Origin of the sequence: Pseudomonas sp. NBRC 111123 (assembly GCF_001320205.1) — a bacterium.
Lineage (GTDB): Bacteria > Pseudomonadota > Gammaproteobacteria > Pseudomonadales > Pseudomonadaceae > Aquipseudomonas > Aquipseudomonas putida_J.
The window spans coordinates 45,123-64,700 of record NZ_BCAZ01000001.1; the positions used below are offsets into that span (position 1 = coordinate 45,123).

Consider the following 19,578-nt stretch of genomic DNA (forward strand, 5'->3'; position numbering starts at 1 on the left):
TCAACCGCTGACCAGATTCTGCGGATTACCCGCCGCCCAGCGGATGATGTTGTCCAGGGTGGTGGCGGCGATTGCGTCCAGTGCCTCACGGGTCAGGAATGCCTGGTGGGCGGTGATGATCACGTTGGGGAAGGTCAGCAGCCGCGCCAGCACATCATCCTGCAGTGGCAAGTCGGAACGGTCCTCGAAGAACAGTTGGGCTTCCTCTTCATAGACGTCCAGGCCCAGGTAGCCGAGCTGGCCGCTTTTCAGGGCGTCGATCAGTGCTGGAGTGTCGACCAGTGCACCGCGGCCGGTGTTGATCAGCATTGCGCCCGGTTGCAACTGGCTCAGGCTTTGCGCATTGATCAGGTGCCGGGTGTGCTCGGTCAGGGGGCAGTGCAGGCTGATGATCCGCGCCTCGCGCAGCAGTTCGGGCAGGTCCAGGTAGCGGGCCCCCAGGGCCAGCAGCTCCGGGTTGGGGGAGGGGTCGTACGCCAGCAGCTGGCAGCCGAAACCGGCCATGATACGGGCGAAGGCAGCGCCGATCTGGCCCGTGCCGACCACGCCAACGGTCTTGCCATGCAGGTCGAAGCCGGTAAGCCCGTGCAGGGTGAAGTCCCCTTCGCGGGTGCGGTTGTAGGCGCGGTGCAGGCGGCGGTTGAGCGCCAGGATCAGGGCCACGGCATGCTCGGCCACGGCATGCGGCGAATAGGCCGGCACGCGCACCACCGCCAGGCCAAGGCGCTGCGCCGCCGCCAGGTCGACGTGGTTGTAGCCGGCCGAGCGCAGGGCGATCAGCCGTGTGCCGCCATCGGCCAGGCGCTGCAGCACCTGGGCGTCGAGCTCATCGTTGATGAAGGCGCAGACAACCTCGTAGCCCTTGGCCAGGGCGGCAGTGTCGAGGGTCAGGCGGGCGGACTGGAAGTGCAGGTCCAGGGCGCTGTCGCCAGTGGCCCGGGTGAAGCTTTCCTGGTCGTAGTGCTGGCTGCTGAACAACAGAACGCGCATGGTGAGGGGTTTCCTTTGTGGTGCATGGCTTGGGTTGTGTGGCGCCTGCGAGATCGAGCGCCGTCCGCACGGCGCATCGCGGATAAATCCGCTCCTACATTTGTTGCAACGTGGCCATGCCTGTAAGGCCAGGGCTGGCAACCATGGCGTAACCGCTTCGGCACGTTGCAAAAAATGTAGGAGCGGATTTATCCGCGATGCGCCGCGCGGGCGGCGCTCGATCTCACAGGCGCTAAAACGCTCAAATCAGGCACTCAACCGCGCCTGCGCCGCCAGCCGGTTGATCGCCGCATCCAGTTCATCCAGCGCCTGCTGTGCCTGCGGGCTTTCCTGCTTGAGCAGGGTCTCGCTACGCTGGCAGGCCGCGCGCAGCTGGGGTACGCCGCAATAACGCGAGGCACCGTTGAGCCGGTGCACCTGCTCGATCAGTGTCTCGCTGTCATCCGCCTCGCGTGCGGCGCGTATCGCCTGGCGGTCGCTTTCCAGCGACGCCAGCAGCATGGCCAGCATGTCGGCAGCCAGGTCCGGCTTGCCGGCGGCCAGGCGCAGGCCTTCATCCGGGTCCAGCACCGGCAGCTCATGGCTGTCGCCAGGCTGCTCGCTGGCCTGCTCAAGCGGCGATGCGCCCAGGCTCAACCCCGTCCACTTCATCACCACCTGGGCCAGCTGCCGTTCGCTGATCGGTTTGGTCAGGTAGTCGTCCATGCCGCTGTGCAACAGGGCACGTTTCTCGTTGGCCATGGCATGTGCGGTGAGGGCGACGATCGGCAGAGGGTTGCTACTTTGGGTCTTTTCCCACAGGCGGATCTGTTCGGTGCAGGCGCGCCCGTCCATGCCTGGCATCTGCACATCCATCAGCACCAGGTCGAAGGGCTCCGCCTGCACCGCTTTTACGGCGGCATAGCCGTTGTCGACCGCCAGCACTTCGGCGCCCAAGTCTTCGAGCAGCGTCTGTACCAGCAGCAGGTTGGCTGCATTGTCGTCAACGCACAGTACCTTCGCCCGGCGCTGGTTGCTGTTGGCCAGCCCCGGCTCTGCCAGTGGCCGGCGCGGTTGCACCAGCTCCAGCAGCAGACGGCGCAACTTGCGCGTGCAGGTCGGTTTGGACAGCAGCTGGCCATGGCTGTTAGGCAGGTAGGGGTGGTACAGCGCCTGCTCGGTGGTCGGGCACAGCACCACGCACTGGCAGCGCAAACGCTCCAGTTGCTGGTTGTACTGGCCAAGCTGCTCTGGCGAAAGTGTGCCCAGGTTGGCGCCGAGCACTGCGAACTCGAATGGCATGCCGGCCTGGAAGCCCGCCTGCACACCCTGCAGCAACTGGTCGTAGGAGGCGAACAGGCTGACGCTAAGGCCGCAGTCTTCGAGTTGATGCTCCAGGGCCTGGCGCGCCAGCTCATGGCCATCGACGATTGCCGCTCTGCGGCCGAGCAACGGTTGCAGTGGCTGTTCCTCGATATCGTCATGGGCCTTGGGCAGGCTCAGGCTGATCCAGAACTGCGAGCCTTCGCCCGGCGTGCTGTCGACACCGATCTCACCGCCCATCTGTTCGATCAGGCGCTTGGAAATGACCAGTCCCAGGCCAGTACCACCGGGCTGGCGGGCCAGCGAGTTGTCGGCCTGGCTGAACGCCTGGAACAGGGTGCGCACGTCCTGCGGGGACAGGCCGATGCCGGTGTCCTGCACGCTGATACGCAGCTGGGCGCTGTCTTCCTGTTCGTCATCGAGCATGGCCCGGACGACGATGGTGCCTTCACGGGTGAACTTGATCGCGTTGCTCACCAGGTTGGTGAGGATCTGCTTCAGCCGCAACGGGTCGCCGACCAGCGACGATGGCGTGTCGCGGTAGATCAGGCTGAGCAGTTCAAGCTGTTTGGCGTGGGCGGCGGGGGCGAGGATGGTCAGGGTGTCCTGGACCAGGTCGCGCAAGTTGAACGGGATGCTGTCGAGCACCAGCTTGCCGGCTTCGATCTTGGAGAAGTCGAGGATCTCGTTGATGATCCCCAGCAGGTTGTCGGCGGACTTTTCGATGGTGCTCAGGTAGTCCAGCTGCCGCGGGGTCATCTCGCTCTTCTGCAGCAGGTGGGTGAAGCCAAGGATGCCATTGAGCGGCGTGCGGATTTCATGGCTCATGTTGGCCAGGAACTCCGACTTGATGCGGCTGGCCTCCAGGGCCTCCTTGCGCGCCATGTCCAGCTCGATGTTCTGGATCTCGATGGTTTCCAGGTTCTGGCGGACATCCTCGGTGGCCTGGTCGATGCTGTGTTGCAGTTCCTCGTGGGCCCCGTGCAGGGTCTCGGCCATGCGGTTGATGCCGCGGGCCAGTTCGTCCAGTTCATGGCTGCCCATGGCCGGCAGGCGTTCGTCGAGGTGGCCGTCCTTGAGCTGGTTGACCGCATGCTTGATGCGGGCGATCGGGTCATTGATGGTGCGGCTCATGCGCATTGCCAGCAGGCCGCTGAGGCCCAGGCAAGCGAGGATCAGCAGCACGCTGGTGAACAGGTTGCGGTAGCCGCGCAGCAACATGCCGTCGTGTGACAGCTCGATTTCGACCCAGCCGAGCAGGCGCTCGGCCTCGGCCGGAATGGCATCGGTGGCCAGGTCGCGGTGGTGCCCGAACACCGGCATCAGGTAGCGGGTGGCGTCGTTGCCGGTGCGCTGCAGCAATTGCGTGCCAGTACCACCACTGGGCGCTTGGTTGATCATGCTCGGGCCGGCATGGGCCAGGCGGCTGCGGTCGGGGGCGAGGAAGGCCACTGCGCGCACGTCGGCCTGCTCCAGGGTCTGCGCGGCGATACGCTCCAGCTGGGCAGGCGTCTGCCGTGCCAGGGCCGGTGCGGCCAGCGGTGCCAGTTGCTCGGCGAGCATCTTGCCGCGCTGCAGCAGCTGGGTGCGCAGCTGGTCTTGCTGCAGCCAGGTGAAATAACTGCCCAGCACCAGTGCCATCAGGCTGGCCGGCAGCAGCGCCAGCAGCAGCACGCGGCTTCTGATTCCCAAACGATCGAGCACACTCGCCTCCTGTGATGTGCCTGGACGCCGTCGTCACTGCGACGGACCAAAGCGGGAAGTTACTCCGCTGGCTGCGCTAATGCACTCTTTGTGTAGCTTTTCATTGCCTGGCCCGGGCGCTGGTCGCAAGGCGGTTGCCTGGACGGTGAGCATGCACAATAATTGCGCAACTGAGAATGGATGGCAGTTGCCAATGAATCCTGTAACTAATTACGCCTCCCGCATCCTGGCCATCGAGGACGACCCGGTCCTGGGTGCCTACCTGCACGAAGAGTTGCAGCGTGGCGGCTTCCAGGTCACCTGGTGCCGCAACGGCCTGGAGGGCCTGGAGGCGGCCGGTCGGCAAGCCTTCGACGTGGTACTGCTGGACATCCTGCTGCCAGGCCTCAATGGCCTGGACGCCCTTGCCCGGCTGCGCCAACACAGCGCCACGCCGGTCATCCTGATGTCGGCGCTGGGCGCCGAGGCCGATCGTATCAGCGGCTTCCAGCGTGGTGCCGACGACTACCTGCCCAAGCCCTTCAGCATGGCCGAGCTGCAGGTGCGCATTGAAGCGATCCTGCGCCGGGTTGCCCTTGAGCGTCGTCATCAGCCACCGCTAGAGGCTGCCGGAAGCGAGTTGCACTTCGACGAAGGCCTGTGTGATGTCAGCCTGGGTGGCCAGCCAGCCGGCATGACTCCCACCGAATACCGCCTGTTCGACACCCTCTACCGCAATGCCGATGAAATGTTGAGCAAGGCCTTCCTTTACCAGCAGGTGCTGCAACGTGGCTATTCGCGGCACGACCGCAGCCTGGACATGCACGTCAGCCAGATCCGCCGCAAGCTCAAGGGTATCGGCTACCACGAGCGTCAGATCCGCACCGTGTGGGGCAAAGGGTACGTACTGAGCGTCGGCGAAGCGGAGTAAGCCATGCTTGATCGCCATTCGCTGTTCTGGAAGCTTGCCATCCTGCTGGTGGGCTTCTGCCTGTTGATGATCGGCCTCAGCTACACCTGGGGCCGGCATATGGAAACCCAGAACGCCTTTCTCGACGAGCCGGCCCGCCAGGTGCTGCGCGACTATGCCAGCGAGGCGGAAAAGGCCTGGCGCGGCGGTGGGCGCGAGGGGCTGGACCGCTGGGTGGCGGCGATGCACCAGCGCGAGCACGGCTGGGTCGGTGTGCTCGACCTCAACCTGCGGCCCCTCGACAGTGCCATGCTCGGCCCCCAGATCATGCAGCGGCTCACTCGCCTGCGTGGTGTCGACTGGCCCATGAGCCGGCGCAGTGTCGACCAGCCGTGGTTGCGTATTCCGTTCCCCGGTGCGCCGGAGCAGGGCATGCTGGTGATGGAACTGCCGCATCGGCTCAATCCCGGCCACTATCGGGTGTTCTGGCAGATCATCACCAACGGCATCATCCCCGGCCTGTTCACCTTGCTGCTGTGCGTCGGCCTGTACCGCATGCTGATCGTCCCGCTCAACCAGCTGCGCGAGCAGGCCAATGCCTGGCGTGCCGACCAGCTTTGCGCACGCCTGGATTCCCGTACTACGGCCCGGCACGATGAGCTGGGCGAACTGGCCCGTGCCTTCGATCAGATGGCCGAGCGGCTGCAAGGCACGGTGATGATGCAGCAGCAGTTGCTGCGCGACCTGTCCCATGAAATGCGCACGCCGCTCAGCCGCTTGCGCGTGGCCTGCGATGGCGAGACCGACCTTGAGCGCCTGCGTGAGCGCCTGAGCCGCGAGGTGGACGGCATGCAGCAGTTGGTCGAGAACACGCTGCAACTGGCCTGGCAGGACGCCGAACGCGCACCGATGAACCTTGAGCCGATCCAGGTTCAGGCGCTGTGGGACCTGCTGAGCGAAGACGCCAGCTACGAAAGCGGCTGGTCGCCCGAGCGGCTGCGCTGCGAGCTGCCGGGTACGTGCTGGGTGCAGGGCAACCTCAACCACCTGGCCCAGGCCTTGGAGAACATGCTGCGCAATGCCATCCGCCATTCGCCGGAAAACGGCCTGGTGCGACTCGGCGGGCAGCGCGAGGGCGGGTATTGGCGTTTGTGGCTGGAAGATGATGGCGGCGGCGTGGCCGATGAGCATCTGGAGCGGATCTTTGCACCGTTCTCCCGGCTTGATGGCTCGCGGCCGGGGGATGGCGGATTTGGCCTGGGGCTGAGCATTGCTCGCAGCGCCATTCAGCGTCAGGGCGGCACACTGTGGGCGGAGAATGGCAAGCGCGGGCTGCGCCTGTGCATGCGCTTGCCGGCTCATGTGCCGGGCTCTGTGCCCCACAGGTACAACCCTGTGCTTGATAGCGGCGCTGTCCTTGTGGAAGCAGGCTTGCTGGCGAAGCAGGCGGCGCCGTTATAGCTTGTAGCTATAGCGACCACAGATTGCGTGATATGGCCAGAAGGGGTTTGCCGGTATGATAGGCACCCCTGCCGTCCGGATTGTGAAATACGCCATGACCTTGCAGTACCCAACCATCGCCGATTGCGTCGGCAATACGCCCCTGGTTCGCCTGCAGCGCATCGCTGGCGAAACCAGCAACACCCTCCTGCTCAAGCTCGAAGGTAACAATCCCGCCGGCTCGGTGAAGGACCGCCCGGCACTGTCGATGATCACTCGCGCCGAACTGCGCGGCCAGATCAAGCCAGGTGACACCCTGATCGAAGCCACCTCCGGCAACACCGGCATCGCCTTGGCGATGGCGGCTGCGATCAAGGGTTACAAGATGATCCTGATCATGCCTGACAACTCCACCGCCGAACGCAAGGCCGCGATGACCGCCTACGGCGCCGAGCTGATCCTTGTGACCAAGGAGGAGGGCATGGAAGGCGCCCGCGACCTCGCCGAGAAGCTGCAGGCCGAAGGCCGTGGCCTGGTCCTGGATCAGTTTGCCAATGGCGACAACCCGATCGCCCACTACAACAGCACCGGCCCGGAGATCTGGCAGCAGACCCAGGGCAGCATCACCCATTTCGTCAGCTCCATGGGCACTACCGGCACCATCATGGGCTGCTCGCAGTACCTCAAGGAGCAGAACCCCAACGTGCAGATCGTCGGCCTGCAGCCGATGGAAGGCTCGGCCATCCCGGGTATCCGCCGTTGGCCCGAGGAGTACCTGCCGAAGATCTTCGATGCCACGCGTGTCGACCGCGTGATGGACATGTCCCAGCAGGAAGCAGAAGACACCACCCGCCGCCTCGCTCGCGAAGAGGGCATTTTCTGTGGCGTGTCTTCCGGTGGTGCGGTGGCAGCCATGCTGCGCCTGTCCCGCGAAGTCGAAAACGCCGTGATGGTCGCGATCATCTGTGACCGCGGCGACCGCTACCTGTCCACCGGCCTGTTCGACCCGAGCTAAATGTCCAAGAAAAAAAGCAACAGCGGCCTGCGCTTCCAGCCAGCCGGCGGCAACCGCACGCCCCAGGTCCCCGTGGGCAAGAAACAGCGCCTGGATATCGAGCGCCTGGCCGGTGACGGCCGTGGCATCGCCTTCCTCGAAGGGCGCACCTGGTTCGTCAGTGGCGCCCTGGCCGGTGAAGCGGTCGAAGCGCGCGTGCTCAATGCCCGTGGCAAAGTCGTCGAGGCACGCCTGGAGCGGTTGCTGCAGGCCAGCCCCGAACGCCGACAGGCGCCGTGCCGTCACTACGAGCGTTGCGGCGGCTGCAACCTGCAACACCTGCCCCACGACGCCCAGCTGGCGCTCAAGCAGCGCACCCTGGCGGAACAGCTGCAACGGGTGGCCGGCGTGCAACCGGAAGAATGGGCCGCGCCCCTCAGCGGGCCGGAATTCGGCTACCGGCGCCGGGCGCGGGTGGCAGTGCGCTGGGACGTCAAGGCCAAGCACCTGGATGTCGGCTTGCGTGCCGAAGCCAGCCAGGAAATTGTCGCCATCGATGACTGCGCCGTGCTGGTACAGCCTTTGCAATCTATTCTTCGCCACTTGCCGACCGTGCTGCGTTCGTTGGGCAAGCCGCAAGCGATCGGCCACGTGGAGCTGTTCAGTGGCACTGCCGAAGCCGTGCTGGTGCGTCATGTGGCACCGCTGCCAGCCGACGACCTGGCGCGCCTGCAGGCGTTCTGCGACGAGGCCAGGGCGCAGCTCTGGCTGCAAGGCGAGGGTGAGCCGGCACCCGTGGATGCCAAGGCGAAACTGGGCTTTGCCCTGGAGCCTTGGCAGCTCGAACTGGCCTGGCGCCCGGGCGACTTCGTCCAGGTCAACGCCCAGGTCAACACGGCGATGATCGAGCAGGCCCTGGCCTGGCTCGCACCGCAAGCTGACGAGCGCGTACTGGACCTGTTCTGCGGCCTGGGCAACTTCGCCCTGCCGCTGGCTCGCCAGGCACGTGAAGTGGTGGCGGTGGAAGGTGTGCAGGCCATGGTCGATCGGGCCGCGGCCAATGCCCGGAACAACGATGTGCATAACGCCGCGTTTTTTCAGGCCGATTTATCGCAGCCTTTGGCAGGCGCCGGATGGGCCGCCGAAGGCTTTTCTGCGGTACTCTTGGATCCACCGCGCGACGGTGCATACGAGGTGGTGCAAGGCATCGCCCGCCTCAACGCCAAGCGCTTGGTGTATGTATCGTGCAACCCGGCCACGCTGGCGCGAGACGCCCAGGTGCTGGTCGGCCAGGGGTACCGGTTAAAAAGGGCCGGGATTCTCGACATGTTTCCTCAGACGGCGCATGTCGAAGCCATGGCGTTATTCGAAGCGGGCTAGCAGGCTGGCCCCTTGGTGCGGCTTCCACGGAAGCGAAGCTGCACGGTGATAGCCAGTGCACCCGTGCGGTGCGCTGTATGGAAAGGTAAAACAAAGATGGTACAGGTGAGAGTGCACCAGCCGGTCAACACAGACGGCAGTATCAATCTCGAAGCATGGCTGGATCACGTGGTGAGCGTCGATTCGGCACTGGATCGCGTGGCCCTGAAAGAGGCCTGCGAGTTCACCCAGGAAATCGAAAAGAAGGGCAACCCGGCCAAGCATTCATGGGCCGATGGTACGTCCAGTTATCAGGCTGGCCTTGAGATCGCCGAAATCCTCGCCGACCTCAAGCTCGACCAGGATTCGTTGGTCGCGGCGGTGATCTATCGCTCGGTGCGTGAAGGCAAGGTGACCCTGGCCGAAGTCGGCCAGCGCTTCGGCCCGGTGGTGTCCAAGCTGATCGACGGTGTGCTGCGCATGGCCGCCATCAGCGCCAGCCTCAGCCCGCGGCAGTCACTGGTGCTGGGCTCGCAGGCGCAGGTCGAGAACCTGCGCAAGATGCTCGTGGCCATGGTCGACGACGTGCGCGTGGCGCTGATCAAGCTGGCCGAGCGTACCTGTGCGATCCGGGCGGTAAAAGCAGCCGATGACGAAAAACGCCTGCGCGTGGCACGCGAGGTGTTCGACATCTATGCGCCGCTGGCTCACCGGCTGGGCATCGGCCACATCAAATGGGAGCTGGAAGACCTGTCCTTCCGCTACCTGGAGCCTGACCAGTACAAGCAGATCGCCAAGCTGCTGCACGAGCGCCGGCTGGACCGTGAGCGCTTCATCAGCGATGTGATGAACCAGTTGCAGAACGAGCTGCTGGCCACTGGGGTCAAGGCTGACATCAGCGGCCGGGCGAAGCACATCTATTCGATCTGGCGCAAGATGCAGCGCAAAGGCCTGGAATTCAGCCAGATCTACGACGTGCGTGCGGTGCGCGTGCTGGTACCGGAGGTGCGTGACTGCTACACCGCACTGGGCATCGTGCACACCCTGTGGCGGCACATCCCCAAGGAATTCGACGACTACATCGCCAACCCCAAGGAAAACGGCTATCGCTCGCTGCACACTGCGGTGATCGGCCCCGAGGGCAAGGTGCTGGAAGTGCAGATCCGTACCCACGGCATGCACGAGGAAGCCGAGCTTGGCGTCTGCGCCCACTGGCGTTACAAAGGCACCGACGTCAAGCCAAGCTCCAACCACTACGAAGAGAAGATCTCGTGGCTGCGCCAGGTGCTCGAATGGCATGAGGAGCTGGGCGACATCGGTGGCCTGGCCGAACAGCTGCGGGTCGATATCGAACCGGACCGGGTTTACGTGTTCACCCCGGATGGCCACGCCATCGACCTGCCCAAGGGTGCCACACCGCTGGACTTCGCCTACCGCGTGCACACCGAGATCGGCCACAACTGCCGTGGGGCCAAGATCAACGGGCGCATCGTGCCGCTCAACTACAGCCTGCAGACCGGCGAGCAGGTAGAGATCATCACCAGCAAGCACGGCAATCCAAGCCGTGACTGGCTGAACTCGAACCTGGGCTACGTCACTACCTCGCGGGCGCGGGCCAAGATCGTCCACTGGTTCAAGCTGCAGGCGCGTGACCAGAACGTCGCTGCCGGCAAGACCTTGCTCGAGCGCGAGCTCAGCCGCCTGGGCCTGCCGCAGGTGGACTTCGAACGCCTGGCCGAGAAGACCAACGTCAAGACCGCCGAAGACATGTTCGCCTCGCTCGGTGCCGGCGACCTGCGCCTGGCGCACCTGGTCAACGCCGCCCAGCAGTTGCTCGAGCCCGAACGTATCGAGCAGATCGAACTGGTACCGCGCAAGCCCACCGGCCCGCGTACCGGCAAGCGTGGCGACATCCAGATCCAGGGCGTCGGCAACCTGCTCACGCAGATGGCCGGCTGCTGTCAGCCGCTGCCGGGTGATGCCATCGTCGGCTATATCACTCAGGGGCGCGGCGTCAGCATCCACCGCCAGGACTGCGCCTCGGCGCTGCAGTTGGCCGGGCGCGAGCCGGAGCGCATGATCCAGGTGAGTTGGGGCCCGATCCCGGTGCAGACCTATCCGGTCGACATCGTCATCCGCGCCTACGACCGCCCAGGGCTGTTGCGCGACGTGTCGCAGGTGCTGTTGAACGAGAAGATCAACGTGCTGGCGGTCAACACCCGCTCGAACAAGGAAGACAACACCGCGCTGATGTCGCTGACCATTGAAATTCCGGGCCTGGATGCGCTGGGGCGCTTGTTGGGGCGGATTTCGCAGTTGCCTAACATCATCGAGACGCGGCGTAACCGTACCCCTTGAGATCGCGGCGCCTGATTCGCGGGCAAGCCCGCTCCCACAGGAACGGTGCATACCTTGAATGTGCACAAGACCCTGTTGGAGCGGGCTTGCCCGCGAAGAGGGCTACACCGAAGGACCTGCTTATATGACCTACACCCTCGAAGACCTGCTGCACCTCATGGCTCGCTTGCGTGACCCGCAGTACGGCTGCCCATGGGACCTCAAGCAGAACTACGCGAGTATCGTCCCGCACACCCTCGAAGAGGCGTATGAAGTCGCCGATACCATCGAGCGCGGCGATTTCGAGCACCTGCAGGGCGAGCTGGGTGACCTCTTGTTCCAGGTGGTCTACTACAGCCAGCTGGCCCGGGAAGAAGGGCGTTTCGAATTTGACGGTGTGGTCGACAGCATCACCCGCAAGCTGATCCGCCGTCACCCCCACGTATTCCCCACAGGCGAGCTGTACGCGCCGCTGGACACGCCCAGCCTGAGCGAGGCCCAGGTCAAATCACGCTGGGAGGAGATCAAGGCCGAGGAACGCGCCGAGAAAAGCACCCCTGAACAACTGTCGTTGCTCGATGACGTGCCGGCGGCATTGCCGGCGCTGTCGCGGGCGGCCAAACTGCAGAAGCGCGCGGCCACCGTCGGTTTCGACTGGCCAGCGGCGCTGCCGGTGCTGGACAAGGTGCGCGAGGAGCTCGACGAAGTGTTGCAGGCCATGGCCGACAACGACGCCGACGCCCTTGAGGATGAAGTCGGCGACCTGCTGTTTGCCGCCGTGAACCTGGCCCGCCACCTCAAGCAAGACCCGGAAAGCGCCCTGCGCCGCGCCAACCGAAAGTTCGAGCGGCGTTTCCGCTTCATTGAGCAGGCATTGCGCGACAGCGGCCGGCCGATTGAAAATTGTAACCTTGACGAGCTGGACGCCCTCTGGGGCGAAGCCAAACGTCAGGAAAAGAACCTGCCCAGCTGCGGCTGAGCTGTTGCATAAGTGAGTGAACATTCAATGAGCCTTTCCCTTCGCGACCAATTGCTCAAAGCCGGTCTGGTCAACCAGAAACAGGTCTCGCAGACCAACAAAGCCGAGAAGAAACAAAAACGCCTGGAGCACAAGGGCCAGGTCGAAGTCGACGACAGCCAGCAGCGCATCGCCAAGGAAGCCATGGCCGAGAAGGCCAAGCGTGACCAGGAGCTGAATCGCCAGCAGCAGGAAAAGGCCGAGCAGAAGGCCCGTGTGGCGCAGATCAAGCAGTTGATCGAAGCCACCCGCCTGCCCAAGCTGACCACCGAGGACTACTACAACTTCGTCGACGACAAGAAGGTCAAGCGCATTGCCGTCAACGCCTTGATGCGCACCCGCCTGAGCAATGGCGCGCTGGCCATCGTGTCGCATGCCGGTGGCTACGAAGTGATCCCGCGCGAGGCGGCGGTGAAGATTCAGGAACGTGACCCGAACCGCATCCTGCTGCTCAATACCCATGTCGAGGAGGCGGACGAGGACGATCCGTACGCGGCCTACAAGATCCCGGACGATCTGATGTGGTAAACACGAAAAACCCCGCCTTGGCGGGGTTTTTTATTGGAAGACTGTGTGAGTGCAGGGATCATTGCGTGGTGCGCTGGTTTTCCAGGTTTTCGAGCTCCACCCGGTACTGGTGAGCTTCATGTTCATTGTGGAACATACCTACCAGCTGGCCTTGTTGGTGCACATCCCAGATCCGCACGCCAGCGGCCAGGCCTTCGTGGGACATTTTCGATTCGTCGCGTTCGGTTACTTGGACTGTCATCGTTAAACTCCACTGCTTGAGTTGGCTGCGACACTGTGTCGCACAACCCCTTTATAGAGTTTGTTAGCAGGCTAAGTAAATAAAACGGGCATGAAACAAGTTTCATGAAGGCCCGGAAGTGGTCAGCTTTGTAGGAGCGCCCACCATCCGGGCACAAAAAAGCCCCGCACTGGCGGGGCTCCGGAGATTGAGGGCTGTAGCGGATCAGTTACCCTTCACCGACTTGCCATCGACTGTGCCATCCTGCAGCACGATGACGTATTCCTTGCCATCGGTTTCGACCTGGCGCAATTGCACCAGCAAGTAGTCCCAATCCTTGGCGAACCACAGTTCGGTGATGCGCTTGCTCTGGCTCGGATCGCGTACGCGTTCAACCTTCACCGCTTCGACCTGCCCGGTCTTGGTGGTGACTTTCTCGGTGCCCAATACACGGAAGTCGTAGGCGTCGATCTCGTCACCGTCGACCACCTGGTAGGTCATGCTCTTCTTGCCGGCGGCCACATCGTGTTGCAGGGCCAGCTGGTAGGACGATTTGTCCAGCACACCGCGGTTGAGCGGCAGGCTGATCGCATCGCCGCGATCGCTACCGGTGATTTTCTTGCCACTCCAGTCGAAGGTCAGGTCGACTTTCTTGGCCTTGCCCAGGCCGCCACGTTCGAAGTGGTACTTCTGCGGCAGCAGGGTATCGTTGTCCAGGCGCAGGGTGCTTTGCTCGGTCAGGCTGGCGATCATCATGGAAGCCTTGAAATTAAGGTCCCAGGTACCGTTGGCATTCTTGACCAGGCTGCGTTCGGCAGTGCCGCTCATGGGCAGCTGCTTCCAGTCAGCGGTGTAGCTGGCCGAGAACGGCTTCAGGTCAGCTGCCTGGAGAGGCAGGGCGAGCACAGCGAGAGCCAATAGCAGGGCGCGACGCATAAATTCTCCTAGGGTCGGATCAAGTGACCACTGGCCGGCAGCGGTTGGTCATCCAGTAAGGCACCCTGTTCACCCAGGCGCAAACGCCCTTGGGCAAACCAGTGCACCGCCAGCGGGTAGATCTGGTGTTCCTGATGGTGGACCCTTTGGGCCAGGCTTTCCACCGTGTCGTCAGACAGCACCGGTACCACAGCCTGTACGACCAGAGGCCCGCCATCGAGTTCCTCGGTGACGAAGTGGACGCTGCAGCCATGCTCGGCGTCGCCTGCCTCCAGTGCCCGGCGATGGGTATGCAGGCCCTTGTAGCGGGGCAGCAACGACGGGTGGATGTTGAGCAGGCGGCCCTGGTAGTGGCGCACGAAGTCGCCACTGAGGATGCGCATGAAACCGGCCAGCACCACCAGGTCCGGGGCAAAGCCGTCGATGCGCGCCATAAGCGCGGCATCGAAGGCTTCACGACCGTCGAACTGGGTGTGGTCGAGCACCACGGTGTCGATACCGACCGCCTGGGCCCGTTGCAGGCCATAGGCATCGGCGCGGTTGGAAACCACCGCGGCGATGCGCACCTGGCTGTCCTGCGTGCGGCAACGGTCGATCAAGGCTTGCAGGTTGCTGCCGGAACCCGACAGCAGTACCACAACATTGCAGGGCTTGCTCGGCATCAGTGTGCCTTGAGGTTCTGCAGTTCGACCTGGGCGGCGCCTTCGGCGGCTTCGGCGATGTGGCCGATGACCCAAGGCTGCTCGCCGGCGGCGCGCAGTTCGTTCAGGGCAGCTTCAACCTGGTCCTGGGCAACGCAGATGACCATGCCGACGCCGCAGTTCAGGACGCGGTGCATTTCGTGCTCGTCGACGTTGCCTTTTTCCTGCAGGAAGTCGAATACCGCCGGGCGCTGCCAGCTGGCCACGTCAACCACGGCCTGTGCGTTCTTCGGCAGTACGCGCGGGATGTTGTCCAGCAGGCCGCCGCCGGTGATGTGGGCCATGGCCTTGACTGCGCCGGTGTTCTTGATCAGCTGCAGCAGCGGCTTGACGTAGATGCGGGTCGGCGCCATCAGCAGGTCGGTCAGCGGCTTGCCGTCGAGCTGGGTGTTTTCGATGTCGGTGCCGGACACTTCGAGGATCTTGCGGATCAGCGAGTAGCCATTGGAGTGCGGGCCGGAGGAAGGCAGGGCGATCAGCGCGTCACCGGTGGCAACCTTGGAGCCGTCGATGATCTCGGCCTTTTCCACCACGCCGACGCAGAAGCCGGCCAGGTCGTAGTCTTCGCCTTCGTACATGCCCGGCATTTCGGCGGTTTCGCCGCCAACCAGGGAGCAGCCAGCCAGTTCACAGCCGGCGCCGATGCCGGTTACCACGGTGGCGGCGACGTCGACGTTCAGCTTGCCGGTAGCGTAGTAGTCGAGGAAGAACAGCGGCTCGGCGCCGCAGACCACCAGGTCGTTGACGCACATGGCGACCAGGTCCTGGCCGATGCTGTCGTGCTTGTTCAGGTTCAGCGCCAGGCGCAGCTTGGTGCCGACGCCGTCGGTGCCGGAGACCAGCACCGGCTGCTTGTAGCCGGCCGGGATCTCGCAGAGGGCGCCGAAGCCACCCAGGCCACCCATGACTTCAGGGCGTGCGGTGCGTTTTGCCACGCCCTTGATGCGTTCGACCAGTGCTTCGCCGGCGTCGATGTCTACACCGGCGTCCTTGTAGCTCAGGGAGGGTTGCTTGCTCATTGATCCAGGCCTTTAAGAGGGAGGGATTCGTAAAAACGACCATGACGGCCAAGGCCGGCTGGGAAGCGGCGGCTGCCTGAAACGTCAGTGGTCTGTGAAGGCGCGCGATTTTATCAGGGTTGCCGTGCAGCGGCCATCCTCAGGCCGACGGGCAGGGCGGTTAATTGCTGAAAAAGGTGTGCGGGTGGTTGATACGCCGCCTTCTGTATAAGCTGCAGGCACATGCTTCATGCGCAACCGGACAGGAATCCCCATGCGACTTCTCAATTTTCTGGCGGCAGGCTGTCTCGCGCTGGCCAGTGTCACCGCGCAGGCCGAAACCGTCTCCGGGCTCTATCAAGTGCGCGAGCCGGTCGAGGGGCAGGGCGCCGAAGCCCGTTCTGCGGCCACTGCCAAAGCCCTCGATACCTTGGTGCTGCGCCTGACCGGCGACCCCAAGGCGGTGCAGAACCCGGCGCTGGCCGGGCTGCGCAAGGACCCGCAACAGATCATCAACCAGGTTGGGACTGAAGCCGGGCCGCCGGAATCGGTGCTGGTCGAATTCGACCCCGGCAGTACCGAACGCGCCTTGCGCAAGGCAGGCCTGGCGCTGTGGGGCAGCAACCGGCCATCCATCCTCGGCTGGTGGCTCAACGACAGCGCCGAAGGCAGCAACCTGGTCGGTGACGGCCAGGCCAGCGCCCAGCCGCTGCGCCGTGCTGCCCAGCACCGAGGCTTGCCGCTGCGCCTGCCGCTGGCTGACCTGCAGGAGCAACTGGTGGCCAACGCCAAGCAGCTCGAAGGCAATGACCCGGCGCCACTGCGCAATGCCGCGGAGCGCTACGGCGCCGATGCCCTGCTGGCGGTACACGCCCAGGAAGCCGATGGCAAATGGCAAGGTAAATGGCAGCTGTGGCTAGGCGACCAGCGTGAGCAGGGTAACGCCGAAGGCGCTGACCAGGCTGCCTTGGCGGACGCTGTCATGCTGGCGGTCAGCAGCCGCCTGGCGCCGCGCTACGTGATCAAGGCCGGTGCCAGCAGCCAATTGCAGCTGCAGGTGCAAGGCATGAACCTGCAGCGCTATGCCGAGCTGAGCCGTGTGCTGGAACCCTATGGCCCCCGCCTGCAGATGGCCGAGGGTGGCACCTTGACTTACGCGGTCACTGGCAATCGCGAGCAACTGCGTGCCCAACTGGGCTTGGCCAAGCTGCAGGAGGTGCCAGCCGAGCAGGTGCCGTCTGCCCCGGCCACACCCGCGCCCGGCGCAGGGGCTGCGCCGGGCCAGCCAGCGCCTGCACCTGCCGCAACCAAGCCGTTCGACGGCCTGCGATTCCGTTGGTAAAGGGGCCTATAGATGACTGACATGCGTCGCTGGATCGGCTGGGGTGCTGCACTGCTGATCGCCGTGCTTCTCTATAGCCTGCACAACATTCTCACGCCTTTCCTGGTAGGCATCCTGCTGGCCTACCTGGCCGACCCGCTGGTCGACCGCCTGGAGCGCCTGGGCCTGTCGCGCACCTGGGGTGTGGTGGTGGTGTTCGGCCTTTTCACCTTGCTGCTGATGGCCTTGCTGCTGGTGCTGGTGCCGTTGCTGGCCAAGCAGTTGCTGCGCTTGTACGAACTGGCGCCGCAGATGCTCGACTGGCTCGAGCATGTGGCGCTGCCCTGGGTGCAGGGGCGTCTGGGCCTGGCCGACGGGTTCTGGAAATTCGACAAGATCAAGGCCGCCATTGGCGCGCACATGAGCCAGACCACCGACATCGTCGGCATGTTGCTGTCCCATGCCACCGCCTCGAGCCTGGCGCTGATGGCCTGGCTTGCCAACATGGTGCTGATCCCGGTAGTGGGCTTCTACCTGCTGCGTGACTGGGACCTGATGATGGCCAAGCTGCGTGGCCTGCTGCCGCGGCAGCGTGAGCCTCAGGTCGTGGGGCTGGCTGGCGAATGCCATGAGGTACTGGGGGCGTTCGTTCGGGGCCAGCTGATGGTTATGGTCGCCCTTGGCATCATCTATTCCGCCGGCCTGATGCTGGTCGGCCTTGAGCTGGGCCTGCTGATCGGCATGCTCGCAGGGCTGGCAGCCATTGTGCCGTACATGGGCTTCATCATCGGTATTGGTGCAGCGCTGGTGGCCGGGTTGTTCCAGTTCGGCGGTGACCTGTACCCGATGCTCGGCATCGTCGCGGTATTCATGGTGGGGCAGGCGCTGGAAGGCATGGTGCTGACCCCATTGCTGGTGGGTGACCGCATCGGCTTGCATCCGGTAGCGGTGATCTTCGCCATTCTCGCCGGGGGCGAGCTGTTCGGTTTCACGGGGGTGTTGCTGGCGTTGCCGGTGGCGGCGGTGATCATGGTGCTGCTGCGACATGTGCACGACCTGTACAAAGAATCGGACATGTATGCCGGGGATGTCGACCCGGACCTGTGAATGAGGGGCTGCCATGCAGCCCCAGCAACAGCGCAACTTGTTGATTTTGCTTATGCTATCCGCCTGCATGATTGTGCGCCCTGCTTTGCGGGTATAGACTTTGCACATTGTTCACCAAAGGCCCCCTGCGGTCCTGCTGACCGCCCGCAAGCATGAAACCACCGATCCAGTTGCCCCTGGGTGTGCGCCTGCGCGATGACGCCACCTTCATCAACTACTATCCGGGCGCCAATGCCGCGGCGTTGGGCTATGTCGAGCGGCTGTGCGAAGCCGATGCCGGCTGGACCGAGAGCCTCATCTATCTGTGGGGCAAGCAGGGCGTTGGTCGCAGCCACCTGCTGCAGGCGGCCACCCATCGCTTCCAGCAGCGCGGCGAACCCGCCGTGTACCTGCCGCTGGCGCAGTTGCTTGATCGTGGCGTGGAGCTGCTCGATTACCTGGCTCAGTACGAACTGGTTTGCATCGACGACCTGCATGTGATCGCCGGCAAGGCAGACTGGGAAGAGGCAATGTTCCACCTGTTCAACCGCCTGCGTGACAGCGGCCGCCGTCTGCTGCTGGCTGCCTCGGCTTCGCCCCGTGAACTGCCGATCAAGTTGCCCGACCTCAAGTCACGCCTGACCCTGGCCCTGGTGTTCCAGATGCGCGGCCTGTCCGACGAAGACAAGCTGCGTGCCCTGCAATTGCGGGCCTCGCGCCGCGGCTTGCACCTGACCGACGAGGTCGGCCATTTCATCCTGACCCGCGGCACGCGCAGCATGAGCGCGCTGTTCGACCTGCTCGAACGCCTCGACCAGGCCTCCCTGCAGGCCCAGCGCAAGCTCACGATCCCTTTCCTGAAGGAAACCCTCGGCTGGTAAGCCCCGTAAACACAGGGCTTTGAGCTGCAAAACGAAAAAGTCACATCTTTTTCGATAAAATTTGCAAATGGCCATGATAGAGGGCATAGTTTCACCCTTCTAAAGGATTACAGACACGGTCGTGCCCATGCTGAAGCGCTTCGCACCCCTCGTGCCACTCGCACTCGTGACCCTGCTTTTTGGCTGCGCGGCTCAAGGCCCGGTTTCCCAGCCCCAGGATCACACCCCGGTTGCCTCGCAATCGGTCAACAAGGCCAAAGCTTCGCCTTCGTCGGTTTTCGGCGAAGAAGAGCAGGCCACTGAAGATGACCTGGAGGCCTTCTCCAGCAGCAAGCCTTATCAGCTTCCGGTGCTGGCTGACAGCATCCTCGAGCGTGGCATGTCGCTGATCGGTACCCGCTACCGCTTTGGCGGTACCTCGGAAGCCTCAGGTTTCGACTGCAGCGGTTTCATCGGCTACCTGTTCCGCGAAGAGGCTGGCATGAACCTGCCACGCTCGACCCGCGAAATGATCAACGTCGATGCGCCGAAGGTGGCGCGCAACAAGCTCAAGCCAGGCGATCTGCTGTTCTTCAGCACCAATGGCCGTGGCCGTGTCAGCCATGCCGGCATCTACCTGGGTGACAATCAGTTCATCCACTCCAGCAGCCGCCGCAGCGGCGGTGTGCGCATCGACAGCCTCGGTGACCGCTACTGGAGCAAGACCTTCATCGAAGCCAAGCGTGCCTTGGCCATGGCGCCGACCACCAATATCGCGCGCAACTGATATCAAAATGATATATCCTGCCACGGCGGCGTAGCTTGAAAAAAGCTCGCCGCCGTGCGCATTTACAGAAAGCGTCTAATCTAAATTCTCAACTCTTTTCGGCTGCTG

Annotated in this window: 17 protein-coding genes; 11 read left to right on the forward strand and 6 right to left on the reverse strand. The window is 63.8% G+C overall.

Going from position 1 to position 19,578, the window contains the following annotated elements; all coding sequences use genetic code 11:
- Positions 1-990: a 2-hydroxyacid dehydrogenase gene (locus APH27_RS00210; protein ID WP_027918074.1), complete on the reverse strand. Its 990-nt coding sequence runs from the start codon at positions 988-990 to the stop codon at positions 1-3.
- Between the two features lie 246 nt (positions 991-1,236).
- Positions 1,237-3,996 (reverse strand): response regulator, encoded by a 2,760-nt coding sequence (locus tag APH27_RS00215; protein ID WP_027918075.1) that lies wholly within the window; start codon positions 3,994-3,996, stop codon positions 1,237-1,239.
- Between the two features lie 193 nt (positions 3,997-4,189).
- On the opposite strand from APH27_RS00215, the gene APH27_RS00220 reads away from it, so the two are divergent.
- The 7 genes from APH27_RS00220 to APH27_RS00250 all read left to right on the forward strand — a co-directional run bounded on the left by APH27_RS00220 (position 4,190) and on the right by APH27_RS00250 (position 12,561).
- Positions 4,190-4,906 carry a response regulator transcription factor gene (locus APH27_RS00220; protein WP_060483689.1) on the forward strand — a complete coding sequence of 239 codons (717 nt, stop codon included), beginning with the start codon at positions 4,190-4,192 and terminating at the stop codon, positions 4,904-4,906.
- A 3-nt stretch (positions 4,907-4,909) separates the two neighbouring features.
- A complete protein-coding gene (locus tag APH27_RS00225) occupies positions 4,910-6,346 on the forward strand; it encodes a sensor histidine kinase (protein ID WP_060483690.1) in 1,437 nt (478 codons plus the stop codon).
- A gap of 94 nt (positions 6,347-6,440) precedes the next feature.
- Positions 6,441-7,340: a cysteine synthase CysM gene (gene cysM, locus APH27_RS00230; protein WP_027918078.1), complete on the forward strand. Its 900-nt coding sequence runs from the start codon at positions 6,441-6,443 to the stop codon at positions 7,338-7,340.
- A complete protein-coding gene (rlmD, locus tag APH27_RS00235; RefSeq protein ID WP_027918079.1) occupies positions 7,341-8,699 on the forward strand; it encodes a 23S rRNA (uracil(1939)-C(5))-methyltransferase RlmD in 1,359 nt (452 codons plus the stop codon). It begins immediately after the preceding gene.
- A 96-nt stretch (positions 8,700-8,795) separates the two neighbouring features.
- Positions 8,796-11,036: a GTP diphosphokinase gene (gene relA / locus APH27_RS00240; protein ID WP_027918080.1), complete on the forward strand. Its 2,241-nt coding sequence runs from the start codon at positions 8,796-8,798 to the stop codon at positions 11,034-11,036.
- A 124-nt stretch (positions 11,037-11,160) separates the two neighbouring features.
- The gene (mazG, locus tag APH27_RS00245) at positions 11,161-11,994 is read left to right on the forward strand and encodes a nucleoside triphosphate pyrophosphohydrolase (protein ID WP_060483691.1); all 834 of its coding nucleotides are present in this window, start codon (positions 11,161-11,163) and stop codon (positions 11,992-11,994) included.
- Positions 11,995-12,021: 27 nt separating this feature from the next.
- Entirely contained in the window at positions 12,022-12,561 is a 540-nt protein-coding gene (locus APH27_RS00250; protein WP_027918082.1) for a DUF2058 domain-containing protein, read from the forward strand.
- 58 nt (positions 12,562-12,619) lie between these two features.
- Here APH27_RS00250 and APH27_RS00255 read toward each other — a convergent pair whose 3' ends face one another.
- The 4 genes from APH27_RS00255 to purM form a co-directional block, all read right to left on the reverse strand.
- A complete protein-coding gene (locus tag APH27_RS00255) occupies positions 12,620-12,802 on the reverse strand; it encodes a hypothetical protein (protein WP_060483692.1) in 183 nt (60 codons plus the stop codon).
- Positions 12,803-13,006: 204 nt separating this feature from the next.
- Positions 13,007-13,717 (reverse strand): DUF3108 domain-containing protein, encoded by a 711-nt coding sequence (locus tag APH27_RS00260; protein ID WP_027918084.1) that lies wholly within the window; start codon positions 13,715-13,717, stop codon positions 13,007-13,009.
- Positions 13,718-13,725: 8 nt separating this feature from the next.
- Complete coding sequence (purN, locus tag APH27_RS00265; protein WP_060483693.1) at positions 13,726-14,379, reverse strand: phosphoribosylglycinamide formyltransferase; 654 nt, start codon at positions 14,377-14,379, stop codon at positions 13,726-13,728.
- Positions 14,379-15,437, reverse strand: coding sequence for a phosphoribosylformylglycinamidine cyclo-ligase (gene purM, locus APH27_RS00270; RefSeq protein ID WP_027918086.1), 1,059 nt, complete (start codon positions 15,435-15,437; stop codon positions 14,379-14,381). Before purM ends, purN begins: the two co-directional genes overlap by 1 nt.
- A gap of 253 nt (positions 15,438-15,690) precedes the next feature.
- On the opposite strand from purM, the gene APH27_RS00275 reads away from it, so the two are divergent.
- The 4 genes from APH27_RS00275 (at position 15,691) to APH27_RS00290 (ending at position 19,470) form a co-directional block, all read left to right on the forward strand.
- On the forward strand, positions 15,691-16,758 hold the full coding sequence (locus APH27_RS00275; RefSeq protein ID WP_060483694.1) for a DUF2066 domain-containing protein: 1,068 nt from the start codon (positions 15,691-15,693) through the stop codon (positions 16,756-16,758).
- 12 nt (positions 16,759-16,770) lie between these two features.
- Positions 16,771-17,844: an AI-2E family transporter gene (locus APH27_RS00280; protein ID WP_027918088.1), complete on the forward strand. Its 1,074-nt coding sequence runs from the start codon at positions 16,771-16,773 to the stop codon at positions 17,842-17,844.
- Between the two features lie 152 nt (positions 17,845-17,996).
- Positions 17,997-18,704, forward strand: coding sequence for a DnaA regulatory inactivator Hda (gene hda / locus APH27_RS00285; protein WP_008092169.1), 708 nt, complete (start codon positions 17,997-17,999; stop codon positions 18,702-18,704).
- Positions 18,705-18,831: 127 nt separating this feature from the next.
- The gene (locus APH27_RS00290; RefSeq protein WP_060483695.1) at positions 18,832-19,470 is read left to right on the forward strand and encodes a C40 family peptidase; all 639 of its coding nucleotides are present in this window, start codon (positions 18,832-18,834) and stop codon (positions 19,468-19,470) included.
- The last annotated feature ends 108 nt before the right edge of the window (positions 19,471-19,578 follow it).

Excerpts from the sequence above, each read along its gene's own strand:
- APH27_RS00210 (WP_027918074.1), bottom strand. The coding sequence starts at position 990 with ATGCGCGTTCTGTTGTTCAGCAGCCAGCACTACGACCAGGAAAGCTTC.
- APH27_RS00220 (WP_060483689.1), top strand. The coding sequence starts at position 4,190 with ATGAATCCTGTAACTAATTACGCCTCCCGCATCCTGGCCATCGAGGAC.
- APH27_RS00225 (WP_060483690.1), top strand. The coding sequence starts at position 4,910 with ATGCTTGATCGCCATTCGCTGTTCTGGAAGCTTGCCATCCTGCTGGTG.
- cysM (WP_027918078.1), top strand. The coding sequence starts at position 6,441 with ATGACCTTGCAGTACCCAACCATCGCCGATTGCGTCGGCAATACGCCC.
- rlmD (WP_027918079.1), top strand. The coding sequence starts at position 7,341 with ATGTCCAAGAAAAAAAGCAACAGCGGCCTGCGCTTCCAGCCAGCCGGC.
- relA (WP_027918080.1), top strand. The coding sequence starts at position 8,796 with ATGGTACAGGTGAGAGTGCACCAGCCGGTCAACACAGACGGCAGTATC.
- mazG (WP_060483691.1), top strand. The coding sequence starts at position 11,161 with ATGACCTACACCCTCGAAGACCTGCTGCACCTCATGGCTCGCTTGCGT.
- APH27_RS00250 (WP_027918082.1), top strand. The coding sequence starts at position 12,022 with ATGAGCCTTTCCCTTCGCGACCAATTGCTCAAAGCCGGTCTGGTCAAC.
- APH27_RS00255 (WP_060483692.1), bottom strand. The coding sequence starts at position 12,802 with ATGACAGTCCAAGTAACCGAACGCGACGAATCGAAAATGTCCCACGAA.
- APH27_RS00260 (WP_027918084.1), bottom strand. The coding sequence starts at position 13,717 with ATGCGTCGCGCCCTGCTATTGGCTCTCGCTGTGCTCGCCCTGCCTCTC.
- purN (WP_060483693.1), bottom strand. The coding sequence starts at position 14,379 with ATGCCGAGCAAGCCCTGCAATGTTGTGGTACTGCTGTCGGGTTCCGGC.
- purM (WP_027918086.1), bottom strand. The coding sequence starts at position 15,437 with ATGAGCAAGCAACCCTCCCTGAGCTACAAGGACGCCGGTGTAGACATC.
- APH27_RS00275 (WP_060483694.1), top strand. The coding sequence starts at position 15,691 with ATGCGACTTCTCAATTTTCTGGCGGCAGGCTGTCTCGCGCTGGCCAGT.
- APH27_RS00280 (WP_027918088.1), top strand. The coding sequence starts at position 16,771 with ATGACTGACATGCGTCGCTGGATCGGCTGGGGTGCTGCACTGCTGATC.
- hda (WP_008092169.1), top strand. The coding sequence starts at position 17,997 with ATGAAACCACCGATCCAGTTGCCCCTGGGTGTGCGCCTGCGCGATGAC.
- APH27_RS00290 (WP_060483695.1), top strand. The coding sequence starts at position 18,832 with ATGCTGAAGCGCTTCGCACCCCTCGTGCCACTCGCACTCGTGACCCTG.